General features: G+C 68.0%; 17 protein-coding genes and 2 tRNA genes. 14 read left to right on the top strand and 5 right to left on the bottom strand.

What is annotated here, in order from left to right; translation table 11 throughout:
- Positions 1–330: 330 nt before the first annotated feature.
- From glnA (NJ1_RS20480) to NJ1_RS20510, 7 genes are all read left to right on the top strand, one after another.
- Complete coding sequence (gene glnA, locus NJ1_RS20480; protein ID WP_067696882.1) at positions 331–1,767, top strand: type I glutamate--ammonia ligase; 1,437 nt, start codon at positions 331–333, stop codon at positions 1,765–1,767.
- A gap of 182 nt (positions 1,768–1,949) precedes the next feature.
- Positions 1,950–2,408, top strand: coding sequence for a GNAT family N-acetyltransferase (locus NJ1_RS20485; RefSeq protein ID WP_067696885.1), 459 nt, complete (start codon positions 1,950–1,952; stop codon positions 2,406–2,408).
- Positions 2,409–2,635: 227 nt separating this feature from the next.
- Positions 2,636–3,544: a tyrosine-protein phosphatase gene (locus tag NJ1_RS20490; protein ID WP_245717490.1), complete on the top strand. Its 909-nt coding sequence runs from the start codon at positions 2,636–2,638 to the stop codon at positions 3,542–3,544.
- 639 nt (positions 3,545–4,183) lie between these two features.
- On the top strand, positions 4,184–5,098 hold the full coding sequence (locus NJ1_RS20495; protein WP_067696889.1) for an oxygenase MpaB family protein: 915 nt from the start codon (positions 4,184–4,186) through the stop codon (positions 5,096–5,098).
- Between the two features lie 88 nt (positions 5,099–5,186).
- Complete coding sequence (locus NJ1_RS20500; RefSeq protein WP_067697135.1) at positions 5,187–6,845, top strand: CocE/NonD family hydrolase; 1,659 nt, start codon at positions 5,187–5,189, stop codon at positions 6,843–6,845.
- A complete protein-coding gene (locus NJ1_RS20505; protein WP_067696891.1) occupies positions 6,842–8,200 on the top strand; it encodes a M20/M25/M40 family metallo-hydrolase in 1,359 nt (452 codons plus the stop codon). The genes NJ1_RS20500 and NJ1_RS20505 overlap by 4 nt, the downstream gene beginning before the upstream one ends.
- Before the next feature lie 357 nt (positions 8,201–8,557).
- The gene (locus NJ1_RS20510; protein WP_067696893.1) at positions 8,558–9,397 is read left to right on the top strand and encodes an alpha/beta hydrolase; all 840 of its coding nucleotides are present in this window, start codon (positions 8,558–8,560) and stop codon (positions 9,395–9,397) included.
- Positions 9,398–9,597: 200 nt separating this feature from the next.
- Here the strand turns inward: NJ1_RS20510 and NJ1_RS20515 are convergent, their stop codons facing one another.
- Positions 9,598–11,046, bottom strand: coding sequence for a neutral zinc metallopeptidase (locus tag NJ1_RS20515; RefSeq protein WP_067697136.1), 1,449 nt, complete (start codon positions 11,044–11,046; stop codon positions 9,598–9,600).
- Between the two features lie 97 nt (positions 11,047–11,143).
- Positions 11,144–12,151 carry an endonuclease/exonuclease/phosphatase family protein gene (locus tag NJ1_RS20520; protein ID WP_245717491.1) on the bottom strand — a complete coding sequence of 336 codons (1,008 nt, stop codon included), beginning with the start codon at positions 12,149–12,151 and terminating at the stop codon, positions 11,144–11,146.
- Positions 12,152–12,272: 121 nt separating this feature from the next.
- On the opposite strand from NJ1_RS20520, the gene NJ1_RS20525 reads away from it, so the two are divergent.
- The 5 genes from NJ1_RS20525 (at position 12,273) to NJ1_RS20545 (ending at position 17,408) form a co-directional block, all read left to right on the top strand.
- A complete protein-coding gene (locus tag NJ1_RS20525) occupies positions 12,273–13,094 on the top strand; it encodes a class I SAM-dependent methyltransferase (protein WP_067697141.1) in 822 nt (273 codons plus the stop codon).
- A gap of 47 nt (positions 13,095–13,141) precedes the next feature.
- Positions 13,142–13,216: transfer RNA gene (locus tag NJ1_RS20530), tRNA-Lys, on the top strand.
- Positions 13,217–13,288 (top strand) — tRNA-Pro (locus NJ1_RS20535).
- A gap of 27 nt (positions 13,289–13,315) precedes the next feature.
- Positions 13,316–15,601: a hypothetical protein gene (locus NJ1_RS20540; RefSeq protein WP_067696895.1), complete on the top strand. Its 2,286-nt coding sequence runs from the start codon at positions 13,316–13,318 to the stop codon at positions 15,599–15,601.
- A 124-nt stretch (positions 15,602–15,725) separates the two neighbouring features.
- Entirely contained in the window at positions 15,726–17,408 is a 1,683-nt protein-coding gene (locus tag NJ1_RS20545; RefSeq protein ID WP_157574112.1) for a hypothetical protein, read from the top strand.
- Positions 17,409–17,599: 191 nt separating this feature from the next.
- On the opposite strand, the gene NJ1_RS20550 is transcribed toward NJ1_RS20545, so the two are convergent.
- From NJ1_RS20550 to NJ1_RS20560, 3 genes are all read right to left on the bottom strand, one after another.
- The gene (locus NJ1_RS20550; RefSeq protein ID WP_067696899.1) at positions 17,600–20,620 is read right to left on the bottom strand and encodes a bifunctional [glutamine synthetase] adenylyltransferase/[glutamine synthetase]-adenylyl-L-tyrosine phosphorylase; all 3,021 of its coding nucleotides are present in this window, start codon (positions 20,618–20,620) and stop codon (positions 17,600–17,602) included.
- A gap of 130 nt (positions 20,621–20,750) precedes the next feature.
- Positions 20,751–22,091: a type I glutamate--ammonia ligase gene (gene glnA, locus NJ1_RS20555; RefSeq protein ID WP_067696901.1), complete on the bottom strand. Its 1,341-nt coding sequence runs from the start codon at positions 22,089–22,091 to the stop codon at positions 20,751–20,753.
- Between the two features lie 175 nt (positions 22,092–22,266).
- Entirely contained in the window at positions 22,267–23,781 is a 1,515-nt protein-coding gene (locus tag NJ1_RS20560) for an alpha/beta hydrolase (RefSeq protein WP_084478586.1), read from the bottom strand.
- A 179-nt stretch (positions 23,782–23,960) separates the two neighbouring features.
- Between NJ1_RS20560 and NJ1_RS20565 the strand changes: the two genes are divergently transcribed.
- Both NJ1_RS20565 and panB read left to right on the top strand, forming a co-directional pair.
- Positions 23,961–25,085, top strand: coding sequence for a S1C family serine protease (locus tag NJ1_RS20565; protein ID WP_067696903.1), 1,125 nt, complete (start codon positions 23,961–23,963; stop codon positions 25,083–25,085).
- Positions 25,086–25,201: 116 nt separating this feature from the next.
- The gene (panB, locus tag NJ1_RS20570; protein WP_422615764.1) at positions 25,202–26,083 is read left to right on the top strand and encodes a 3-methyl-2-oxobutanoate hydroxymethyltransferase; all 882 of its coding nucleotides are present in this window, start codon (positions 25,202–25,204) and stop codon (positions 26,081–26,083) included.
- Positions 26,084–26,200 lie beyond the last annotated feature (117 nt).

Below are 26,200 nucleotides of genomic sequence, written 5' to 3' on the forward strand. Positions count from 1 at the left end.
ACCCTCCAGCGTCTCGAGTTGCCGAGCGGGTGCGGATTGGTGAGGATTCTCACCAACACGCGCCGTCAGGGTGTGAGAGCCCTGTTTTTTCGGCGTCGCGGTGGTCCGTTCCGTGTGGTCAGTGGCAGGATATCGGTGCTGGTCGAGCAACACTCGACTGTCGAAATGGTGGCTCCGAGACCCCGGGGGCACCGCCGAACCCCCGGCCAGCTGTACGTGTAACACTGGCGAAACACAGCCTTGATTGCGAGGAAACACCGCGTCCATAGCGTCTGGACGCGACGAACCCATGCGATAACCGGCTGGGAACCGATCCGTAAGGAGTACTAAGTGGCGTTCAGCACGGCCGACGAGGTCATCAAGTTCCTCAAGGAGGAGGAGGTCGAATACGTCGATATTCGCTTCACCGACCTCCCCGGTGTGCAGCAGCACTTCTCGATCCCGGCGAAGGCTTTCACGGCCGACCTGGCTGAAGAGGGCCTCGCGTTCGACGGTTCGTCCGTCCGCGGCTTCCAGTCGATCGATGAGTCGGACATGCTGCTGCTGCCCGACTTCAGCACTGCGCGGATCGATCCCTTCCGGGCCGCGAAGACGCTGAACCTGAACTTCTTCGTCCACGACCCGTTCACTCGTGAGGCCTACTCCCGCGACCCGCGCAACATCGCGCGCAAGGCGGAGGAGTACTTGAAGTCGACCGGTATCGCCGACACCTGCTACATCGGCGCCGAGGCGGAGTTCTACATCTTCGACTCGATCCGTTACGACTCGGCCATGAACGGCGCCTTCTACGAGATCGATTCGATCTCCGGCTCCTGGAACACCGGCGCGGAGTACAACGCCGACGGCACCCCGAACCGTGGCTACAAGGTTCGCAACAAGGGTGGTTACTTCCCCGTCGCGCCGTACGACCACTACGTCGACCTGCGCGACACCATCTCGACCAACCTGCAGAACGCGGGCTTCGAGCTGGAGCGCGGCCACCACGAGGTCGGCACCGCCGGTCAGGCCGAGATCAACTACAAGTTCAACAGCCTGCTCGGTGCGGCTGATGACCTGCAGCTGTTCAAGTACATCGTGAAGAACACCGCCTGGGCGCAGGGCAAGACCGTCACCTTCATGCCGAAGCCCCTCTTCGGCGACAACGGCTCGGGCATGCACGCCCACATGTCGCTGTGGAAGGACGGCAAGCCGCTGTTCCACGACGAGGCCGGCTACGCGGGTCTGTCGGACATCGCGCGTCACTACATCGGCGGCATCCTGCACCACGCCCCGTCGCTGCTGGCGTTCACCAACCCGACCGTCAACTCGTACCACCGCCTGGTGCCGGGCTACGAAGCCCCCATCAACCTGGTGTACTCGCAGCGCAACCGCTCGGCTGCCGTGCGTATCCCGATCACCGGCTCGAACCCGAAGGCCAAGCGCATCGAGTTCCGCGCGCCTGACTCCTCGGGTAACCCGTACCTGGCCTTCGCGGCCATGCTGATGGCCGGCATCGACGGCATCAAGAAGAAGATCGAGCCGCTCGCTCCGGTCGACAAGGACCTCTACGAGCTGCCGCCCGAGGAGGCCAAGAACATCCCGCAGGCCCCCACCTCGCTGGCCTCGGTCATCGATCGCCTCGAGGAAGACCACGAGTACCTCACCGAGGGCGGCGTGTTCACCCCCGACCTGATCGAGACCTGGATCGACATCAAGCGCAGCCAGGAGATCGCCCCGATCAACCTGCGCCCGCACCCGTACGAGTTCGAGCTGTACTTCGACGTGTAAGCCCGACCTGCATGTGCGGCCTGATCACCAGGCCGTCGGTACGCAGAAGTCGATAACGAAGCGGCGGTGACCATTGTTCGAAATGGTCACCGCCGCTTCGTTTTTTCCGCGACCGCGATAACGGGTATCGGTCTGGATAGAAATCGTTTGTCCGATCGAGTCCGGTGGAATGTACTGCGGGTATGACGTTTTTCTCCCCTGCCGTGCGTGTCGCCACCGTTGATGATCTGGACGCGGTGACGGCGTTGGCTTTTTCGTTCTACACCGAAGACGGCGTCGTCAGCGATGAACGGGCGCTGGGTGCGAATCTCGCGGTGTTGCTGGCCGCGCCCGGGGTGCGGGTCGCCGTCGTGGATTCGGGAGAAGGGCTGCTCGGCTACGCCCTCACCAGTACCGGATTCGGTCTGGAGAGCGGGCCGATCGCCGTGCTCGACGACCTTTTCGTGCTGCCCGCGGAGCGGCGGCGCGGGCTGGCGGGGCGGCTCATCGACGACAGTGCCGCCTGGGCGCGCGAGCGCGGCTGCCCATCGCTGGAGTTGGTCGTGGCGCCGAACGGTCGCGACGTCGGACATCTGTTCGCCTACTACCTCGCGCGCGGTTTCCACGACGACGGCCGTCGCCTGCTGAGCAGGCAACTCTGAGCGGAATATGTGAGTTCGCGGGAGGATTGCCCCGGGGGCCGGTTTCTGATATCCATATTTCTGATCCGCATATGTCGGGGTGGAATTCGGTTGGGGCGGAAGGGAAAACGCTCTCGGGGCGGATGTCCAGGGGTGGTCCTGGTGGGCGGGTGGAGAGTCTTCGTGGGTGGGACGGTTCACAGGTTGCGGGGGTTGTGTGAACGGGTGCTTACCTACTGTCTCGGGCCATGAAGGTCAATTCATTTGCACGGGTTAAATTTTCGATTCTGACAATGGCGGTGGCCGCGGTCGCGGTGTGCGGAGGGACGACGGCGACGGTGGCTTCCGCCGATCCGGCGGGCCTGGCGGCGGCCGGGACGAAGATCGAGTTGCAGGGGGCGGTGAACGTCCGGGATCTGGGCGGGTATCGCACCTACGACGGGGAGAAGATCAAGGCCGGGAAGGTGATTCGGGCGGACGCGCTGGGGAAGTTGACCGATGCGGACGTGCAGAAGCTCGGGACGCTGAAGGTGCAGTCGGTGATCGATTTCCGGACGCCGCTCGAGGTGCAGGTCCTGGGGGCGGACCGGTTGCCGTCGGGAGTCAGCGCGGTGTCCCGCACGATCGACGACACCGGGATGTTCGCCAAGATGAATCAGGCGATCGGGTCGAAGGATCCGGCGCAGCAGCAGGCATTGCTGGGGGACGGCAAGGCCGAGCAGATCATGGCGGACATGTACCGCAGCTTCATGAACGCGGACTCGCTGTCCAAGTTCGGGCAGACCGCGCGGGATCTTGCGGAGACGAAGAACGCGACCCTGTTCCACTGCACCGCGGGCAAGGATCGCACCGGCTGGATGTCGTACGTCCTGCTGCGGGCGGTCGGCGTGCCGGAAACCACCGCGCGCCAGGATTATCTGCTGTCCAACCAGTACCGGGCGGCCGCGGACAAGGCACTGCGCGATCAGCTGAAAGCCGGTGGGATCATGCAGAACCCGGACCTGCTCATTCCGCTGCAGGAGGTGCGCGATGACTATCTCGACGCCGCCGTGCAGGCGATGGAGGACAAGTACGGCGACTTCGGCAAGTTCCTCACCAAAGGGCTCGGCCTGGACGCGGGAACCATTCTGAAGCTGCGCAAGAACCTGGTCAGCTGAATTCGACGCACCTGACAATTCGGCTCAACTGACAACTCGACTCACCTGACAACTTGCCGGAGGAAGTCGGCGGGCCCCGGCACGGAACCGTGCCGGGGCCCGCTCGATCCGCGGGAGTCGCGACGGCATCGACCGGCGACCATCGCGACTCCTGCGAATCAGCTATCTCGAAGCGGTGCCGAGGACCGCGGTCGGGGCGTACCCGGCCAGTCGTCGGGCCCGCTCGTCCGGGGTGTAGGTATGGCGCGCTACGAATTCACGTAGGTGGTCTCGCACCGCAACGAACACCGTGGGCGAGCGAACGAAACTCGCCGACATCACGCTCATGTGCACTCCCGTTCGCTGTCACACAGCACCTGATTCAACAGTGTTCCGTTGAATTATGTTGTGCTGGTTACTTGTTCGTGACGGTCAACCGCACGCTGCCTACAGCACACCGCAGCGGCCTCCGCCGAACAAGATCTGGGGTATCGGATTTACGGAACTTTTCCGGGCGAATACCCACCTCGAGCGGGTTGTCCCGTCCCGCGCGATCGGTGTGAGGGTTGCCACTCGTCGGAGATGATGAGAAGATTTACAAGTAATTCTCTCATCGTGTCGTTGCCGGGTTCCGGCAGCCTGTGATCAAAGGAGATCACCATGACCGCCGCCGTCGCGCCGCTCGATCATGCGACCACCGCTCCCCGTCCCGAGCGCCGCCCGTTCGGGCCCGGCAGCCGGATGTGGGAAGACACCGGCCTGATCACCTTCTCCCTGACCGCGGGATCGGCCTTCCTGTTGCAGACGATGGAGCCGAGCATCGCGGCGGTCGTGGACGAGCACTCCAGCTTCCGCACCGACGCCCTCGGCCGCGCCGCCCGCAGCATCGCCTCGGTGATGATGTGGATCTACGGCGGCGAGGAGGCACTCGGCGAGGCCGACCGCCTGCGCGCGATGCACGCCACCCTGAACTCCACGGACGCCCAGGGCGTCAAGCACCAGGCGCTGTCCTCGGGTCCGTGGGCCTGGGTGCTGCACACCGCGATCTTCGCCTTCACCGAGGGCAACAAGTACTTCTCCACCGAGAAACTCACCGAGGAGGCGAAGGAGTCGTACTACCAGGAGGTCGTGCAGCTGATGCGCAACTTCTCGGTGCCGCCCAAGGAGATTCCGGCCACCTTCGCCGAGTGGGAGCCGTGGTTCGCCGATCAGGTGGAGAACCACCTGATCGTCACGAACGTCGCCTACGACTATCTGAAGGTCTCGCGCGAGCTGGCTCCGCCGAAGCAGGTTCCGGCCGCGCTGCGTCCCCTGTGGCGCGCCACGACCGCGCCCATCGGACGCATGCAGAACTTCTTCACCGTGGGCACCACCCCCGAGATCATTCGCGAGAAGCTCGGCCTGGAGTGGTCCGAGCAGGACGAGCGCACCCTGCGCGTGCTGGGCTGGGTCATCGGCCGCACCGTCCCGAAGCTGCCCGAGCGGGTGCGGTATTTCCCCATCGCCTACGAGGCACGGCGCGTGGAGCGTGACCGCGCGCGGCTGCGCAAGATGATCGCGCTCCGGCCGATCTGACCGCGGCCGAGGCTCGGCTCCGCCGGGCGCACCCTGTTTCCTGGGGCTGGCTTCGCGAGGCGATACCCACGAAGGTCACTATGTGATCATGCGGATGGTGTTGTGGCGGGCCTTGATCGGCCTGCTGCTGGTGGTGGGTTGTGCGGCGGTGCCGGGGCAGGCGAGTGCGGACGCGGACACGATCTACCAGTGGCGCGAGGAATACATCACCGCGCCCGACGGCACACGCCTGCACGCGGACATCCTGCGACCGGCCGGAATCGCGGACGACGCGCGCACGCCGGTGGTGATGACGGTGAGCCCCTACCGCGCGCATCTCGCGTATCTGAGCCAGCCGCGCGTCAAGGGCGGCCCGTCCACCGAGAACCTGCAGGCGGAGCTGTTCCTGAAGGCGGGCTACACCTATGTGGTGGTGGATCTGCGCGGCTTCGGCGGGTCGAACGGCTGCCCGGACTTCGGCGGTCCGGGGGAACGCTCGGATGTGAAGACCGCGGTCGAATGGGCTGCCGCGCAGCCCTGGTCGACCGGCAGGGTCGGGCTGAACGGCACCTCGTACGAGGCGTGGACCGGGCTGATGGGGTTGGCCGAGAAGCCGGCCGGGCTGGCCGCGGTCGCGGCGTTCGAGCCGGTGGTGGATCCCAATTCCTACCTGTACATGCAGGGCGTGGCGTGGAAGTTCTCGCTGAAGCCGATCAGCGAGAACGGGGTTCGGCCGGGTGACTTCGCGGGCTTCGAGCATCTGCTGATCGCCTCGACACCGGGATATCCGACCGATTCGCCCGAGTACCGCGCCAATGCCACCGCTGTCGACGCGGGCTGCTATCAGCGGTATCTGGCCGACACCACGGATCACGACGACTCCACCGCGTTCTGGCAGGAGCGGGACCTGGTGCAGCGGGTGCGCGGCAACACCATTCCACTGTTCCTCGGGCAGGGCTTCATCGACTACAACACGCGCGCGGATCGGGTCTTCCAGCTGTGGAACGGGCTCGGCCCGGGTGAGCACAAGGCGTGGTTCGGGCAGTGGGGGCACCGCAATTGCACCGACAAGTGCGGCACCCCGAATTTCGATTCCGAACTGCTGGCGTTCTTCGACCGGCATGTGGCCGGCAAGGATGTGACGGTGCCGGGACCGCGCATCACCGTCAATCAGTTCGACGGGGGCTGGCGGTCGGAGACGGCATGGCCGCCCGCCGACAGCCGGTCGGTCGAGGTGGATCTGCGCACCGGCGGTTACACCGATCGAGGGCTGACGCCCGGGGCGGACCGGGATCTGTGGTCGGTCAGCCAGCCACTCGCACAGGATCAGCAACTGTCCGGAATCACCACGGCCACACTGGGTCTCGACGGTCCACCGACCGCCTCGGTCACGGTGGAGCTGTACGACATCGCGCCGGACAATGTGGCGACCGTGATCACCCGGGGCATCGCTCCGGTGACGCCGACCGCTCAGGTGCGGCTGCTGGCGCAGGACTGGCCGATCCCGGCGGGGCACCGGATCGGGTTCCGGATCACCGACGTGGTGGACGACGTATGGGCGCACTCCCCCGCGTTCGCTCATGTCGGCGTGACCGCGGCGCACGTCCGGCTCCCGATGCTGACGGCCGTGCGCACGCCCGACCTGCCCGGCGGACTTCCCGAGGGAATTCCCAAGTGGCGCGCCGAGAAGTCCACCCCGCTGGCGGCGGATCTGATCGACAATGCAGCGGTGAGCATCGACTTCCCGCCGCGCACCGGCGCCCGATGACCGGTACCGACCCGGCCGAGCCCACGGTCGACGACGCCATCGCGGAGCGGCTCGCCGCGGCGCTGCGGTGTGCCACCGTGTCCTTCGAGGACCCGGCCGATATCGACCTCGGCGAATTCGACCGGCTGACGGAACATCTCGAACGCAGTTTTCCGCTGGTGCACCGGGAGCTGACCTGCGAGCGGTTCGGCCACGGCCGCTTGTACCGGTGGGACGGAACCGAGTCGGCGAACGGTCGGGCCGCGGCGATTCTGCTGGCGCACATGGATGTCGTACCGGTGGATGGCGCCCAGGGCTGGACGCATCCGCCGTTCGCGGGGGTGGTGGACGAGGAATTCATCTGGGGTCGCGGAGCCATCGACGACAAGAGTCGGGTGCTCGCGATTCTGGAGGCGGTCGAGGGTGCGCTGGCGGCGGGAATTCGACCGCGGCGCACCGTGATTCTGGCCTTCGGACACGACGAAGAGGTGTTCGGCGAGACCGGGGCGGCGCGCATGGCCGAGCGGCTGCGCGAATCCGGGGTGCGGGCGGATCTGCTGCTCGACGAGGGTGGGGTGATCACGACCGGGGTGGCCGACGGGATCGATGTCCCGGTGGCCACGATCATGGTGGGCGAGAAGGGATTCGCCACGGTCCGGCTGACGGTGTCGGGGGTGGGCGGGCATTCGTCCATGCCCGGCCGGCAGACCGCGGTGGGGCGGTTGGCGCGGGCGGTGGCGCGGCTGCAGGATCGTCCGCTTCCGCTGCGGTTGACGCCGGTGACGCTCGACATGCTCACGCGTCTGCGGACATTCATGGGCGAGCCGCGTCGGAGTCTGCTCGGGGTGGCGCGGGTGGCCGCGCCCGCGGTGGTGCGGATTCTGGCGGCTCGGCCGCAGACCGAGGCGCTGGTGCGCACCACCACCGCGCCGACGGTGATTCACGGCGGGGTGAAGGCGAACGTGCTGCCGCAGCGTGCCGAGGCATACGTGAATTTTCGTATCCTGCCCGGTGATTCGGTGCAGACGGTGCTGGCGCACTGCCGCAGGGTGGTGCGCGACGAGGGGGTGACGATCGAGGTGGTCGGCACCGCGTCGGAGCCGACTCCCGATCCGTCCGCCGGTCCCGCATTCGATCTGATCGCCGATATCGCCACCGAGACCGTCCCCGGCATCGCTGTCACCGTCGGCCTCGTCCCCGGTGCGACCGATGCCCGCTACTACGACGGCCTCGCCGATACCCGCTGTAATTTCGCCCCCATCGTCCTGGACAGCGCCGACCTCGAGCGCATCCACGGCACCGACGAGCGCATCTCCCGCGCCAACTACGCCCGCCTCATCACCTTCAACCGTCTCCTGATCGAACGCCTCGCCTGAGCGGTCACCGGTCCAGGCTTCACCGCGCCTCCGGTCCGTTCGCACAGGCAATCGTCCGTCTTCCGGCCTACGGCGGGCCGGTACGGCAATCTCTCGAGCATCGCCCGCGCGCAAGAGGGGCCGGCGGCCGACCATCAGGTACCGGCCGCTCGCATCGGGGACTGTGTTCGGTCCCAGCTCGAGGCGGGGGAACCGCTGATAATCCGGATCGAAGTGGGCGAATCGCACTGATTCGGAAGAGGTGGGTGAGAATGGCTGGGCCGGTAGTCGACGAATCGGGCGGCCGTGGCCCGAGGTCGGTGAGAACCTTCCGGCGTGCGTGACGACCACGATCCCGACCCGAAGGGAACAACAACGATGACCCGACACGAAACCGGCGAATTCCAGGGCAACGGCGGGCGGGTGTTCTGGCAGGCATGGCTGCCGGACGGTGATCCGCGGGCCGTGGTGGTGATCGTGCACGGGTATGCCGAGCATTCGGGTCGGTACGCGCATCTGGCGACGCGGTTGAACGAGGACGGGATCGCGGCGTACGCGCTCGACCACATCGGGCACGGCAGGTCCGAGGGTGCGCGCGCGAACGTGGGGTCGCTGGACGCGGCCGCGGACAATGTGGCGACGCTGCTCGAGCTCGCCTCCGACCGTCATCCCGGCCTGCCGCGCTTCGTCTTCGGGCACAGCATGGGCGGGCTCACCGTGTCCTATCTGGCGACGCGCGGACCGCTGCGGGTGGACGGCGTCGCGCTCTCGGGCCCGGCGGTCGTGGTCGAGGGCGGCAACCCGGTGTCACGGCTGCTCGCGCCGCTCGTTTCCCGGATCGCCCCGAATCTGCCTGTGGTGAAGCTGGATTCGACGCTGGTGAGCCGCGATCCGGAGGTGGTGCGCGACTACGACGCGGACCCGCTCAACCATCACGGCGGCGTCCCGGCGCGCACCGCGCACGAGATGCTGCGCGCGGGCGAGTTCGTCACCGGCCACCTGAGCAATCTCACCGCGCCGCTGCTGGTGCAGCACGGCACGGCCGACGGCCTGGCCTCCCCGACCGGCACGGACCTGATCGAGAAGGGCGCCGCCTCGAAGGACAAGACGGTGATCCGTTACGACGGGCTGTTCCACGAGATCTACAACGATCCGGAGCAGGACAAGGTCATGACCGACCTGATCGACTGGCTGGACGCGCACCTGCCCGCACGGTGAGCGCCGGTACCTGGAGTCGGGCACACCGACTCCGGGACAACCGGTTTCGCCTGCCCGACAGCCGGAAGGCGGTGCGTGTCACCGTCCACGCCTCGGGCACGCAGGAGACTCCCCGCGCGGGCACGCGATCGGTCCACCGGCGAGCCCTCGCGCCATCGTCGTCGTCATCGCGCACCGCCACTGTGACCGGGTGCCGACAGTTACCTGTAGGTCGTGAGGCAGGCCGTATCGCCGTCCAGGACTCCGGTGCGGAATGCCTCGAGCCTGACGAAGCCGCTCGTCACCACGTTGCCGTTCACGTCGGAGGCGGCGAGGCCGTCGGACAGGAGTCCGGAGACCGCCTCGTCGAGATCGTCTGCCGACAGGCGTAATTGGCTCTCGGGCAGGCTGAGTCTGGTCGTGAACGCGCCCGACAGGCAGGCCGTGCGCAGACCGGCGGTGTCCGCGCCGGTCAGGGCGAGCTTGCGATCGTTCTGCAGGGCGAGCATGTAGCGCGAGGCGAACACCACGAAGGCGTTGTAGTCACCGGCGACCAAGGAGGACAGGATCTCGCTGTCGTCGCCGCCGCGCGCGCGTTTGGCCAGCGCCGCGATGTCCGCACCGATGGTGTCGGAGCTCGGGCAATACGAAACCTGCTGCGTGGTGGTCACATTGGAGCAGCCGGTGGTGACGCCGCCGTAGTCGTAGGCGGGGGCGCGCCCGAGCGGGAAGTTCTTCGCCAGCGCCTGCGCGACCAGGTCGAGCGAGGCTCGATCCACTGCCAACTGCCCGGTCTGCTCCCCCGGCTGATAGCTCGCGGGCAGGGTGCCGCGGCGCTGCTGCAATTCCTTGCGGGTGATGCTCTTACAGGTCTGCGCGCCGTCGGTGTAGCCCATCTGGATCGCGGTCACGCGTTCGAACGCGGTGCCGTGTTCGTCCTTGGAGGCTCCCGGTTCCCGGTCCCGGACCGCGATGGCCGCGCCGAGCACTCCGTTCATGCCATCGGTGGTGTTGAGCGTGAAGTGCCGCGAATTGCCCTCCGCCACATAGCGAAGGAAGACTCCGGCGAGGCAGTCCCCCTGTTGTTCGCGCACCACGCTCGGGGTCGACGCCCCGTTGAGGTCGGCCTGCGCCTGCACCGAGTGCCCGTACTCGTGGGCCAGCACCATCACCACCGACATCGGGCCGAACTTCTTCACCAGCTCCGGCAGCAACACCCCGCGATCCCAGCCGATGGACGGATCGACGGTGCAGTACGCGGCGTTGACCTGCCCGGCGGTATTGGACCGGCAGAAATCGATGGACTGCTGCTTGGGCGCGGTGGCATCCCAGGAGATAAAGCGACTCACCGGTGCGAACACGCCGGGAAAGTTCTCGGAGTATCTGCTCGTCCAGTACTCCTGCATATCGGCCATGGCATTCATGGACAGCTTGTCGATCGCGCCGCCGTCGCTGTTCTCGGCGGTCATGGTGGTGTCGGCGACGCCGGTGCGGGGACCGGTCGGCCCCGTCGCCGATGCCGATGCCGAACCGCTGAGTTCGAACGGGTTGTCCGCACCGGTCGAAACACCCGGTGTATCAGTAGTTTTCAGCGAGTCGCACCCGGTGATCGCCCCAGCGATCACCAGCAGTGCGACGGCCAGCCCCGCCCGCAGACGTGGAATCCTCATCGTGCCTCCGACCACGGCCCGGGTGGTACCCCGGACCACTGGTCGGGAGCCGAGGTTCACACCCTGTTCCGACTCCGAGTATCCACTTTTTCGGCGTTCAAAGCCGCAGTCTCGCAACGACTGCTCGATGATCGGACTTCGGAATGCTCAGCGAGTGCACCTCGGTGGCGTGTCCGCCAGCGACCAGCACCCGGTCGATTCCGATGACCGGCCCCCATGCGTGATCGTTCGGGAAGGTCGGCAGCGCCCCGACGCCGACGAGTTCCGCGGAGTCGGCGTACCTGTCGCTCAACAGATCTCGATACAGCGAGTGGTCGTAGGTGGCGTTGAAATCGCCGCCGACGATGACCTGGCCGGTCGGCTGGGCCAGCAGGTCGCGAATGGTGCGCAACTCGTGCTGCCAGGAATCGAAGTCGATGTTCGGCGGCACCGGATGCAGCGAGAACACCGTGACGGGTCCACGATCCGGGTGAATCATGGTGGCGCGCAGGTTGTTCAGCCAGAAGCCGTCGAACTTGACCTCGTCCCGCAGCGGGTAGCGGCTGAAGATGCCCGACCCCTGCCCGCCGCCCGAGGGCTGAGTGAAGTGGTACGGCAGCTCGGCGTCGATACCCGCGGTCTGCAAGCGCTGCAGGATCTCCGGCGTGAGCTCGCTGAGGGTGAGCACCTCGATCCTGTTGTCCCGCACGCCCTGTACGACGGCGTCGGCATCGGCCAGGCCGAACAGCAGGTTGGACTGCATGACAGCGACATCCACCCCCGGCGGGGCGGACCCGTCCGGCCACAGCATGGGCAGCTGCGTCCACACCGCGCCCGCGGTGACGACCAGCGCCGCCGCGGCGGTCTTCCACTGCCGGGCCAGCGCGAACAACACCGTCGCGAGCACACAGCCGAGCATCAGATACGACGCGAAGGACGCCGCGAGCACCAGCGTCCGCACCGGTAAGCGGTTGTAGTGCAACCCCACCCCGGCCACTCCGGCCACCAGGGCGAGCCACCCCGACACCAACGAAATCCACCGCAGCGGACCTCGGCGTTTCTTGTCCGGCGAACCCACTTCGGGCCCCCCACCGGACACTTCCTCTTGCGCCAGCACACGAACCACCAGCAACACCTCCCCTGTTCGCCGCCCACCCTACCTGCACCCTCGCATACCCCGTGACCTGCGCGACCCGCCGCGGAAATGGGCTGCGCCGCCGGTCGTGTCCATGGCACAGTCGGGTGTCGTGAGCGAATACCGACGCCTCAACCGGGCCAACTGGGATGACCGCGCTCCCCTGCACGCCGCCTCCGCGGACTACGCCCTGGACAGGTTCCGCAACGAGCGGGACTTTCTCAGCGAGGTGGTGCGATTCGATCTGCCCAAGCTCGGTGACATTCGCGGACTGCGCGGCGTACACCTGCAATGCCACATCGGCACGGACACCATGTCGCTGACCCGGCTCGGGGCCGAGATGACGGGGCTCGATTTCTCGCCGGCCTCGCTGGCTCAGGCCCGGAAGTTGGCCGAGGAGACCGGCACCGCAATAGAATTCGTGGAATCGGATGTGTACGTCGCCGTGGAGGTGCTCGGTGCGCGGCAGTTCGATCTGGTCTTCACCGGGATTGGCGCGCTGTGCTGGCTGCCCGATGTGAAGCGCTGGGCCGAGACGGTCGCGGGTCTGCTGCGTCCCGGCGGGCGGCTGTTCCTGCGCGAGGGACATCCGATGCTGTGGGCGATCGACGAGGAGCGTCTGGACGCGCTGACCCTGGGCTATCCCTACTTCGAGAACGCCGAGCCGATGGTGTTCCAGGAGCGGACCACCTACGTCTCGGCCGATCGAGCCCTGAGCGAGACGACCACCCACCAGTGGAATCACGGTGTGGGGCAGATCATCGGGGCGGTCCTGAATACCGGGATGATCCTCACCGATTTCACCGAGCACGACAGCGTTCCGTGGAATGCGCTGCCCGGCAGAATGATTCATGGCGACGATGACGAGTGGCGCCTGCTCGAGCACGCCGATCGGCTGCCGCTGTCCTACACGCTGCAGGCGCGCATGCCCTGAAATAGAGGTGCGAATCCGTCCCGGTCCCCGATACGATTCGCACACTTCATGGAGTAGACCAGCGGTAGGTCACCCGGCTCTTCACCGGGAGGGCGCGGGTTCGAATCCCGCCTCCATGTCCACCTGGCGTAGCTCAGTGGCAGAGCACCCGGCTCGGGACCGGGAGGGCGCGAGTTCGACCCTCGCTGCCAGGTCGATGATGTTCGATTCGGGGAGTCTCTTTGTCTGATCACGTGTTTCGCGACGGTCCGGCGCGCTATGCGACCGGGCAGCTGCAGCGGGCGCTCGAGGCGGTCGCCGTCGGCGCGGACGCCGATGCCCGGGCCCGGGCTCAGCGCAAGGTCCGACGCTGGCGGGAGGTGCTGGACGGGGTCTCCGGCGGCACCCTCGAGATCGGGAGCCGCACGCCGGTCGCGAAGCTGCCCGCATGGGCGACTCTGGAAGTGGTGCACGGTGGTTTCGCGACCGGTCGCGCGTCGGCGGACGTGGCGGCGAGTCCGGGTGAGCTGGACCGGCTGCCGGGCGAGGTTCCCGGCGGCACCGATCGGGAGCGGGTCAATCTCTGGTATCTGAGCGATGCGGGACAGGCCGAACTGCTGAACGCGTTGCGCGCGGGGCGCTATCGCATCGAGGTGCCCGAGGAGGCGGCGCTGGCCGTCGTCGCGCTGCTGCTGGACAAGGGATTCGCGGAGCAGGCGCTAAATCTGGTGGCGGAACTGCGGCCGTTCATGTCGCGATTGCGGTTCACCCCGGCCTTCCACGCGGTGCCGCGTCCGGCCGGGGACGCGGTGCGGGTCGCGTCGGTCGGCGAGGTGGTGGGCGCGCTGCGCGCGGTGCGCACGCCGGAGCAGCTGCGGGCGATGCACACCACCATCGAGGTGTGGACGCCGCTCTACGATCGGCTGGTCGCACTGTGGTGCGGGACCGTCGAGGGCGTGCTGCCGTCCCTGGAAAACGGTGCGGTGCACGGTGGTTGGCCGTGCCGGGTGTGGCCCGAGGACTGGGCGGAGCGGCGGGCGCGCTGGCTGACGGACTTCACCGCGGCGCGGCGCGATCACGGGTTCGCTGGGCGGCACGCTCATCCCCGGAGCAACTTCGCGCGGCTGCACGAGGCGCTCGTCGGTTGCGCGCGGGACAGTGCCGCGTTGAATTCGCGGCAGGTCGGGTGGGTTCGCCGAGCGCTGGCCAACACGCTGACCCATCATGACGAGCCCGGCAGCGACACACGGGAATTGGTACGCATGGAGCAGGCCTCGTCGATTGCCGAGCCGCTGTACGCCGACCTGGCGGGTGTGCTGGCCGCTCGGCTCGATCGGTATCCGGCCGGCGGCGGACTGCCGTCGCCGGAGGAGGTCGAGGCTCCGGTCTCGCCTGCCGACACGGTGCGCGTCGCCGACGGAACCGTGATCCCACAGCACCTGCGGGACAAGGCGATACGGGCGCTGGAGGCCACGCCCGGTGAGCTGATCGATCGCGGCATCATCGGTTCCGGTGAGGTGCTGGCGGCGGTGCTGCCGCAGCTCACCTCGCGATTGCTGGCCGCGGATATAGCCGATCCGGCGGCGGCCGGGCTGATGGAGCAGCTGTACACGGCGTTCCGGCAGCGTCGCAGCCTGCTGCTGGTCGGATTGCAGAATCAGGTCGGATTCGACGAGCTGCCCTGGGCGACGGCGCTGAAGACGCTGCGGGACAGGGGAGACGACGCACCGGCGGTCGCGGCGCGAGAGCTGCTGGCGCGTACCGCGCTACTGGCGGTCGAGTCGTTTCCGGAGGCTGTGCTGCCGAATCCGCTGGTGCGGGAGTTCCGCACGCTCGCCGAGCGTGCGGGGCTGCGGCTGCCCCTGGTCGAGGAGGTGGCGGCCGACATCTTCATGGGCACCTTCACCGACAAGTGGCGGGTCGCCGCCGCGACCGCGAGCCGAGTGCTCGAGGGCACGCTGTATCAGCGGTACTACGACCTGCCCTCCGCCGATCACTGGGAGACCGAGAGCCGCAAGGGAAAGCTCTGGGGCAAGAGCACCGCGGAAGGTTTCGCCGAGCTGTGCACGGCCCGCTCCGCAGAGGCGGGGGCGGGCGGCAGCTGGGTCGCGGCCAACGGTGCGGTCCTGGAGCAGAGTCAGATCCTCACCACCCACAACCTGGCCGTGCTGGTGGACGCACTGGATCTGGGCGATCGGCTGCGCGCGGTGGCACCGGCCCTGGCGCGCAGCACCTTCGAGTGGATCCTGCGACGGCTCGACCAGCCCGCCCGGGGCCACGCCGCCCTCATCCAAAGGAAGAACGCCGCCTACGCGTGGCGTCAGGCGCTGTTCCTGCTGAGCTACTGCGACGCCCCGACCCAGCGCGAGGAAATCCGCCGTATCCACACCCGTACGGCCAACCCGATCCTGTTCCCCTACACCCGCGGCCTCGAACACATCGCCGACGGTGGTCGCTTCACCTCCAGCGGAACCGTCCCTCACGGCCCCGGCCGCCGGTTCCTCGGTTGGACGGTCTCGCAGCGCTGAGGGTCGGGCGCGGGTTCCCGGGCAGCCCTCGCTACGACGTGAATCTCCGACTCGCGTCCGAAGGAACCAGCGCGCCCCCACTCGCGTCCAATCGGTAGACGAACCGAGCGAGGAGGGACGGCCGGTGTTCCCGAACCCCGAGCAGCCGAGCACACAGCCGGAGCACGCCCCACGACCTGAACAGCCGGGCGAACAACCCGGACCCGGATCATCGCTACCGACAACGGAATTGCTCAGCGCGCAGCGGATCCAGCGGGGCGCCGAGCAGGAGCAGGCGCGTATTTCGCATGGCGGGGTGGATCCGGACTACATCCGGCAGGTGGAGCATTTTCCGGACCTGTCGCACGAGGAGATCTATCGGCACGTCCAGGCGATGGATCCCGGCGCGATGCACGCTCAGGCACAGGTCTGGGTGAGCATCGCCGACGGACTCTGCGGAGCCGCGACCGCGCTGCACGCCATCATCCAGTCGACCCTGGCCGAGGGTATGCAGGGCCGTTTCGCCGCGGCCGCCGACACCGCGGCCCGGCAGTTCGTCCGATCCGTCATCGACACGGCCGAAGTCGTCCACAGCACCGGCCACCGAATGGCGGCTGCCGCCTACGGCGCGGAGGCGCTCCGCCGCACCGTTCCCCCACCACCGACCCCGGACACCGCGACCTCCCCCATCGACTCTTCCCCACCGGCCACCCTCCGGAACGACACCTCCCCCGGCCCAGAGGCTTTCGAAGCCGTGCGCACGGAACAACACCAGCTCGCCATAGCGGCGATGGAAGCCAACTACCTCACCACCTACCCACCCGCAGGCTCGGGCGTCCCCGCCTTCACGAACCCCGCCGCGGTGAACAGCTCCGACACCACACCGGGCGGAATCGCCTCCGGCCCAGCCGATCCCGCCTCACCATCATCCGAATCCGACACCACACCGGGCGGCTCTCACGACTCGGCACCCGGCACCTCGCCGAGCAACTCGTCCGACTCGATATTCGACGCCGGTCCGCCAACCCGGTGGGACACCACCGCACCGAGCAGCACCTCGAGTTCGACACTCGAGGTGACACCGATCAGTTCGCTGCGCTCGACGATCGGCAGCGCATCGGACCACTCCCCCGGTCCCACGACATTCGGCGACACCCGACCAACCGGCACCGACTCGAACGCCACCAGCCCCGCCGACTACACGACCCGCAAGTTCGACGAGCCGATAACGAACCCGGCCGGGTCATCTCCCCAGAACACCGCACCCCTGGCCACGAACACCCCTGGCAGCCAACCCGATTCACCGCCATCCTCCGGCCGTACCGCTCGGCAATCCCAGCTCACCGGCGTCGCCCGCGCCCTCGACTCATTGCTCACCCCCACCGACCTCGACTCCCGCAGCCGCCTTCCAGCACCCGCCACCCCGACAACCCCACCGGCCACGACCACCCCGCCCTCTCCCCGCACTCCATCCGTTCCCCACAGCCCAGAGGTTCCGCAGATACCCACGCCCGCCCCCCGCCCGGACCCGGGCCGCAGCTACCCCGCCCTTCCCAACTCCGGAACCGTCTCGCTACCAACCCTTCCCGGCAACTCCATCCCGGCTGGGCCGAGCTCCTCACCCCACCCCACAGGCATGTACCCGGGCATGCACGCCCCCACGGCCCGCCCCGCCGACAGCGACACCCACACCTCCCCCACCTGGCTACACCGAACCCGCACCGAAGAACTCCTCGGCACTCCCCTCCCCACCGTCCCACCCGCCATCGGAGCCGAATTCCCCTCCGCCCGAACAGACCCCACCCCCCTCGAACCCAACTCCCCCTAGTCCTGCACGGCGAGCGAGACCACTGCGCTGAGTCCAGCCCCGAGCAACGAACGGTCGGCGGTGATCGAGAGGGCAACCCCGTCACCGCAACTCATCTCTGCGGTGAGGTCGCCGAGCCTCCAGCGCCGACGGACCACTACGCTTGTCGCTCAACCGATTCGGGATCGGTCGCTGAAGTCCGGCGTGCCCCTCTACGGTTGCTCCCCGCCGAACACTCGCTCCACCACGGTCTTCGCGCGGCGTGTAACCCGCATGTAGTGGTCCAGGAATTCGCTGCCGTCGTCGTTGGGCCAGCCGGCGACCTTGGCTACCGCGGACAGCAGGGTGCCGGGGCCGGGGAGTTGGTCGGCGGGTTTGCCGCGGACCAGGACCAGGGCGTTGCGGGCCTTGGTGGCGGTGAGCCAGGCGTCGCGCAGGAGGGCGGCGTCCTCGGGGTCGATGAGGTGGGCGCGCTCGATTTCGTCGAGGGATTCGAGGGTGGAGGTGTTGTGCAGGGCGGGGACCTCGTGAGCGTGCTGCAGCTGCAGCAGTTGCACGGTCCATTCGACATCGGCGAGACCACCGCGGCCGAGCTTGGTGTGGGTGGCCGGGTTGGCTCCGCGCGGGAGGCGTTCGGCGTCGACCCGGGCCTTGATGCGGCGGACCTCGCGCACACCCTCGGGCGACATGCCGCCCTCGCGGTAGCGAATGGGGTCGATGGTGTGCAGGAAGCGCAGCCCGAGATCCGTGTCCCCCGCGATGAAGTGGGCGCGCAGCAGGGCTTGGATCTCCCACGGCTGCGCCCACTGGGAGTAGTAGGCGGAGTAGGCGGCGAGGGTCCGCACCAGCGCGCCGTTGCGGCCTTCGGGACGCAGGCCCGCGTCGACCTGCAGCGGCGGGTCGGTGCTGGGCGCGCCGAGCAGCCGCTGGATCTGTTCGGCAATGCTGTTCGCCCACTTCACCGCGACGGTCTCGTCCTCACCGGGGCGGGGATCGCAGACGAACAGCACATCGGCGTCGGAACCGTAGCCGAGTTCCATACCGCCGAGTCGGCCCATGCCGATGACGGCGAAGTCGGCGGGCGCCGGTTTGCCGAGTTCGGCTTCGCTGGCGCGGATCACGCCGAGCATCGACGCTTCCAAGGTCGCGATCCACACCGACGACAGCGCCTCGCACACCTGCGGAACTTCGAGTATGCCCAGCACATCGGCGGAGGCGACGCGCGCGAGTTCGTGGCGGCGCAGCGAGCGCGCGGTCGCGATGGCGCGCTTGGCATCGTCGTAACGTCGTGCGCCGGAGAGGATTCCACGCTTCACATCGGACGGCTTGGTGGCCAGCAGCAGCGGCCCGTTGGGGCCGTCGGCGTACATGCGAATCGTCTCGGGCGCGTTGATGAGCAGGTCCGGCAGGTACGCCGAGGACCCGAGCACGATCATCAACCGCTGGGCGATCGCGCCCTCGTCGCGCAGTTCCCGCAGGAACCAGATCTCGTTGTCCAGGCCCTCGGACACCCGGCGATACGCGAGCAGCCCGGCGTCGGGATTCGGTGTCTCCCCCAGCCATTCGAGCAGTGTCGGCAGCAGCAGCGCCTGGATCCGCCCCTTGCGCCCGACCTCGCTCGTGAGCGCCTTCAGATGCCCGAGCGCGTTCTCCGGTGCGCCGTAGCCGAGCGCCTTGAGCTGGCGCACGGCGGCTTCGGGGCTGAGCCGCAATTGATCCGCGTCGATCCGCGCGATCGATTCCAGCAGCGGCCGATAGAACAGCTTGGCGTGCAACCGCCGCACCCGCACCGCATTGCGCTTGATCTCGCTGGTGAGCACACCGACCGCGTCCTGCCGCCCGTCGGGCCGCATATGCGCGGCGCGCGCCAGCCAGCGCATGCCCTCCTCGTCGTCGGGGGCGGGCAGGGTGTGGGTGCGCTTGAGTTTCTGCAGCTGCAAACGATGTTCGAGCAATCGCAGGAATTCGTAGGAGGCGGTGAGGTTGGCCGCGTCGTCGCGGCCGACGTATCCGCGCGCGGCCAGCGCCGCGAGCGCGTCCACGGTGCCCTGCACGTGCAGGCGCTCATCGGCCTTGCCGTGCACCAATTGCAGTAGCTGCACGGCGAATTCGACATCGCGCAGACTGCCGTGCCCGAGTTTGAGTTCCCGCTCACGCAGGTCCGCGGGCACCAGGTCCTCCACGCGCCTGCGCATGGCCTGCACGTCGGGGACGAAGTCGGGGCGTTCGGAGGCCGCCCACACCATCGGCATCAGCGCGTCGCGGTACTGGCCGCCGAGTTCGAGATCGCCGGTGGCGGGCCGCATCTTGAGCAGCGCCTGGAATTCCCAGGTGCGCGCCCACCGCTTGTAGTACGCGATATGCGATTCGAGGGTGCGCACCAGCGCACCCGCCTTGCCCTCGGGCCGCAGCGCCGCGTCCACCTCGAAGAACGCGGACCCGCCGACCGTCATCGTCTCGGCGGCGAGCCGGGTGGCGGTGGTGTCGGCCGGTTCGGCGACGAAGATGACATCCACATCGGAGACGTAATTCAGTTCTCGCGCACCGCATTTGCCCATGGCGATCACGGCCAGCCGGGCCGGCACCGGACGGTCGGGGCACACCCGCGCGACGGCCACCGACAGCGCGGCGGTCAGCGCCACATCGGCGAGGTCGGTGAGCTGCCAGCCCACCTCCTGGTATGGCAGCACCGGTTCGTTCTCGACGGTGGCGGCCAGATCGATGGCGGCCAGCAGCATGAGTTGATCGCGATACCGCTTGCGCAGCAACCCGATCGCCTCGGGCCCGGAGATTCCGGCACGGTACAGCATGGGCCCGGCATTGGGCCCCTCCTCCGGCACGGCCCGCACCACCTCGAGCAGCTCGGCCAGCAGTTCCTCGCGGGTCGGCAGTTCGGGGCGCAGCAGCAGTCGCCAGGCGGCGGGGTCGGCCACCAGATGGTCGGCGAAGGCGCTCGAGGAGCCGATCAGCGCGAAGAGCCGGCCGCGCAGCGAGAGGTTCGACCGCAACTCGGAATCCAGCGCGGCCCAGTCGCTTCCGAGTTGCTCCCGCAGCCGCATCAGGGTCAGCAGGGCGAGATCGGCATCGGGCGAGCGCGAGAGCGCCCACAGCAGTGGAACGCTCTCGGCGTTGTCCCACGCCAACTCTCGCAGGGAGTCCGATGCGGACGGCTCGAGCAAACCGAGCCTGCCTACACCTGGGACAGCGGAACGGGCAGTCGGTGGCCGGACCATTATCTCAACCTACATGTCAGGCCCGGCCGACATGCGCGCCAACCCTCCGAAATCAGACATCGTGGCCCAGCCGAGCTCGGCTCGACACGACGCCCGTACGACTCCGATATCGAAGGGCCGCGCAGCCTGTCTACAGACCGAGGTATTCCTTCAGCTCGTAGGGCGTCACCTGATTGCGGTAGCCCGACCACTCACGACGCTTGTTGCGCAGGAAGAAGTCGAAGACGTGCTCGCCGAGCGCCTCGGCGACCAGCTCGGACCGCTCCATATTGCGCAGCGCCTCGTCCAGGCTGGCCGGCAGTTCCCGGAAGCCCATGGCGCGGCGCTCGGCCGAGGTCAGCGACCACACGTCGTCCTCCGCCTCGGGCGGCAGCGTGTAGCCCTTCTCGATACCGCGCAGACCGGCGGCCAGGATCACCGCGAAGGCCAGGTACGGGTTGCAGGCCGAATCGGGGCTGCGGACCTCGACGCGTCGCGAGGACGACTTGTTCGGGGTGTACATCGGAACCCGAACCAGCGCAGAGCGGTTGGACCGGCCCCACGAGGCGGCCGTCGGCGCTTCGCCGCCGTGGATGAGCCGCTTGTACGAGTTCACCCACTGGTTGGTGACGGCGCTGATCTCGTGCGCGTGCTCGAGAATGCCCGCGATGAACGCGCGCGCGGTGTCGGACAGGTTGTTCGGGTCGTCCGCGTCGGCGAAGGCGTTCTGCTCACCCTCGAACAGCGACATGTGCGTGTGCATGGCCGAGCCGGGGTGTTCGGCGAACGGCTTGGGCATGAAGGTGGCGCGCACACCCTCGTCGATCGCCACCTCCTTGATCAGGTAGCGGAAGGTCATGACGTTGTCGGCCATGGACAGCGCGTCCGCGTAGCGCAGGTCGATCTCCTGCTGGCCCGGTGCGCCCTCGTGATGCGAGAACTCGACGGAGATGCCCATCGACTCCAGCGCGTCGATGGCGTGCCGGCGGAAGTTCGGCGCCTCGTCGTGCACGGCCTGATCGAAGAACCCGCCGTTGTCCACCGGGATCGGGGAGGATCCGTCGTACGGGCCGGGCTTGATCAGGAAGAACTCGATCTCCGGGTGCACGTAGCAGCTGAAGCCGAGATCGGCGGCCTTGTTCAGCTGACGGCGCAGCACGTGCCGCGGATCCGCCCAGGACGGCGAACCGTCCGGCATGGCGATATCGCAGAACATGCGCGCGGAATGCTGATGACCCTTCGAGGTCGACCACGGCAGCACCTGGAAGGTGGACGGGTCCGGCTTGGCCACCATGTCCGCCTCGGACACCCGGGCAAACCCTTCGATGGCGGAACCGTCGAAGCCGATGCCCTCCTCGAAAGCGCCCTCGAGCTCGGCAGGCGCGATGGCAACGGACTTGAGATAGCCCAGCACATCGGTGAACCAGAGCCGCACGAAGCGAATATCGCGCTCTTCGAGCGTGCGGAGGACGAATTCCTTCTGACGGTCCATGCCCGCGAGCGTATGCACCCGGAGTTAAATCCGTGTTACATGAGCGTCAGGACGCGGAACGAGTACCCGAAGTCGTACCTCACACCCCTGCCCACCACCGCTGTCGAGTCGCTCCCGGGCGACACGCCGAGATGGTCGCGCGACCCGGAAGCGGCTCGGAACGAGAGCTCGGGCCTCAGCAGGTGAGGCCGGCGGCGGGCACCGTCAGATCGGTCAAATAGGCGATCACCGGGTCGTCCACGCACGCCACGCCCGAGAGCGACACCGTGTGCCGAGTGCCGTTGAAGGTGATCAGCGCGGCGCCCAGCTGGTCCGCCAGATCCACACCGGCCTGGTACGGGGTGGCCGGATCCTCGGTGGTGGAGATCACCACGGTCTTGGGCAGTCCCGGGATCGAAAGCCGATGCGGGGTGCTGGTATTGGGGACCGGCCAGCTCGAGCACAGTTCCAGTGGCGCGGCATCGCTGCCGTGGCCGTCGTCCAGGAACGGGGCCACCCGCCGATATTCGGAGTCCTGCTTGGCGGCGATGCTTCGATCGGTGATGGCCGGATCGTCCACGCAGCGGATCGCGTTGAAGGCGTCGGCGCTGTTGTCGTAACTGCCGTCCTCGCGACGACCGTCGTACATGTCGGCGAGCGCGAGCAGGGTGTCGCCGCGGTTCTGGGCCAGTTCCCGCAGGCCCTTGGTGAGCGCGGGCCAGAAGCGGTTGGAGTACAGCGTCTGCTGCACGCCGGTGATGGCGTCGCCGTAGTGCAGCCCGCGCGGATCCTCGGTCGGCACCGACTTGTTCCACAGCGGGCCCACCAGCTCCCGGAACTTGGCGGTGGCCTGGGCGGGATCCGAGCCGAGCGGGCAGTTCTCCTTGGACGCGCAGTCCGCGGCGTAGGCGTCGAACGCCTTCTGGAAGCTCTGCGCCTGCAGCACCGATTCCTTCACCGGATCCTGCTGCGGGTCGAGCGCGCCGTCGAGCACCAGGGCCCGCACGTGGTCCGGGAACTTCTCGGCATAGGCGTAGCCGAGGCGGGTGCCGTACGAGTAGCCGACATAGTTGAGCTTCGCGTCCCCGACCGCCGCCCGGATGACGTCCATGTCCTGCACGACCTCGCGGGTGCCGACGTGGGCCAGGAAATCCTTGCCGGTGCGCGTGACGCACTTGTCCGCGTACTGCTTGTTCTCGGTCTCGGCCGCGGCGATCCCGGCCGGTGAATTGTCCTTGGGCGCTTCGGCGCGCTCGGCGTCGTTCTCCTCGGAGGTCATGCACTCGATCTTGGGCAGCGAGGCGCCGGTGCCGCGCGGATCGAATCCGATCCGATCGAAGCGCTCGGCCAGCTTCGTGCTGTCGGCGATGCCCACCATGTTGATGCCCGCCACGCCCGGCCCGCCCGGGTTGAACAACAGCGAGCCGATCCGGTCGGGACCGGTGGCCTTCAGCCGCGAGAGCGCGATCTGGGCGGTGCCGCCGTCCGGCTTCTCATAGTCGATCGGCACGGTGACACGGGTGCACTCGGCCCCCTTGGGCATGTCGTCGTCACCGAAATCCGAGCAGCTGCCCCACTTCAGCGTCTGGTTGTAGAACTGTCCCATTCCCTCCGGAGCGGTCGCGGTGGGATTGCCGTCCACCACCGAGGTGCACGCGGCCGCGGTCATCACCAACGCCGTCGCCATGAGCACAGCCCGGCCGGTTCGCATCAACGCCATGCGTCGATCGTGCCATGCGTTGTTCATCGCCCCTGCTTCGCTCCGGCGGGTTCGAGGGTGACGCACGACTCGGTGCCCAACCGCTGGTACACAGCGAATGCCCAGGCGGATCACAGAATTGGCGCGCTCAATGGAACCCGGAGGTCCAACCGATTCGATAGGGGTACGTCATGGCCGGCTTTCCGGGTTCATCCGTCGGGTCCGCACCGCGGGCGCATCAGCGGCGGGTCGCGAGTCTGGCCGCCGCGGCGGTGGTGTCCGCGGCGACGCTGAGTCTGGTGGCGTGCGCGCCGGTGTCCGCGCGGATAGCCGGCAACCCCGTCGCCGCCTCGCCCGGCGCGGTGACCCGGCCTGCCGGGTTCACCACCGCGCCGGATCTGCACGGCGCGGCGCAGAACGTGGTGTCCGGACTCGTGGATGTGAACACCGAACTCGGCATGCAGAACAGCGAGGGCGCGGGCACCGGCATAGTGCTGAGTTCGGACGGCACCGTGCTGACCAACAATCACGTGGTCGAGGGCGCCACCAAGATCGCGGTGACCGACCTGGGCAACGGGCAGACCTACGGCGCGAGCGTGATCGGCTACGACCGCAAGAACGATCTCGCGGTCCTGCGACTGTCCGGGGCCTCGGATCTGCAGACCGCGCCGCTGGGCGATTCGGACAAGGTCGCGGTCGGGGACAACGTCGTCGGCGTCGGGAACGCGGGCGGCAAGGGAACGCCGACCGCGGCGGCCGGACAGGTGACCGCGCTGAACCGCTCGATCACCGCCAGCGATGATTCCGCGGGCGCCGCGGAACAGCTGACCGGGCTCATCCAGGTCTCGGCGAACATCCAGCCCGGCGACTCCGGCGGGCCGCTGGTCAACGACGCCGGACAGGTGGTCGGCATGGATACCGCCGCCTCCCAAGGGTTCCGGCTCGGGGGCGGCAATCAGGGCTTCGCCATTCCGATCGACAAGGCCGTGGCCGAAGCAGCCACGATCCGATCCGGAACCACCTCCGGCACCGTGCACATCGGCGACACCGCCTTCCTCGGCGTCTCGGTCAGCGACTCCGGCGGGCGCGGCGCGATCATCCGCGGGGTGGTCGCCGACGGTCCCGCCGATTCCCTCGGCCTGAGCGCCGGGGACATCGTCACCGCGCTCGACGACAGCGCCGTGGCCACCGCGACCGATCTCACCGACGCCATGGACGGGCATCACGGCGGCGAGACCGTGACCGTGCACTGGACCGACCGCCAGGGCGCCGGCCACGCCGAAGCGGTCCGGCTCACCACCGGACCGGTCGGATAGCCCGGCTCGGATGTGAGGAATTGCATCGCTGCCGGGCAGGGCGAAGGTGGCAGACTTGTCTCGTCAGAACAACCCGGGGACCCGATTGGGCCTCGAGGACGACGAAAGGGACGATGATGTCCGTAAACGATGCAGCTGTCTCCGCATCCACCGAGGAAACCCCTGCTTACGGCGCCGTACCCGCCGCACCGAAGACTCCCGCGAAGCGGAAGACGCGAGTGCAGCACCTGGCGCAGATGAAGCAGGCCGGCGAGCGGTGGTCCATGCTCACCGCGTACGACTACTCCACCGCCCGGCTGTTCGAAGAGGCCGGCATCCCGGTGCTGCTGGTCGGCGATTCGGCCGCCAATGTGGTCTACGGCTACGACACCACGGTCTCGATCACCGTGGACGAGCTGCTGCCGCTGGTGCGGGGCGTGGTGCGCGGCGCGCCGAACGCCCTCGTGGTGGCCGATCTGCCGTTCGGCAGCTACGAGTCCTCGCCCGAGCAGGCGCTGGCCACGGCCGTGCGTTTCATGAAGGAGGGCGGCGCGCAGGCGGTGAAGCTGGAGGGCGGCGAGCGGATGGCCGACACCATCGCCAAGATCACCGCCGCGGGCATTCCGGTGATGGCACATATCGGTTTCACGCCGCAGAGCGTCAACACCCTGGGCGGTTTCCGGGTGCAGGGCCGCGGTGACGGCGCCGAGCAGCTGGTCGCCGATGCCATCGCGGTGCAGGAGGCCGGGGCGTTCTCGGTCGTGATGGAAATGGTGCCCTCCGAGATCGCCGGGCAGGTCACTCGCAAGCTGACCATTCCGACCGTCGGCATCGGCGCGGGCGCCGAATGCGACGCGCAGGTGCTGGTCTGGCAGGACATGGCCGGATACACCAGCGGCAAGACCGCCAAGTTCGTGAAGAAGTTCGCGGCGGTCGGCGACGAACTGCGTTCGGCCGCAGCGACTTACGCGGACGAGGTGCGCCGGGGCGTGTTCCCCGCGCCGGAGCACGGCTTCTGAGCCGATTGCTCGGTCCGCATCGGAAAACGCGCCCTCTCGGAACCTCGCGGGGGCGCGTTTCGGGCTTCGCATAGCCGTTCGCTATCACCACATCTTTTCCCTCGGGTCTTCACAGAC

Origin of the sequence: Nocardia jejuensis NBRC 103114, from assembly GCF_001613145.1 — a bacterium.
GTDB lineage: Bacteria > Actinomycetota > Actinomycetes > Mycobacteriales > Mycobacteriaceae > Nocardia > Nocardia jejuensis.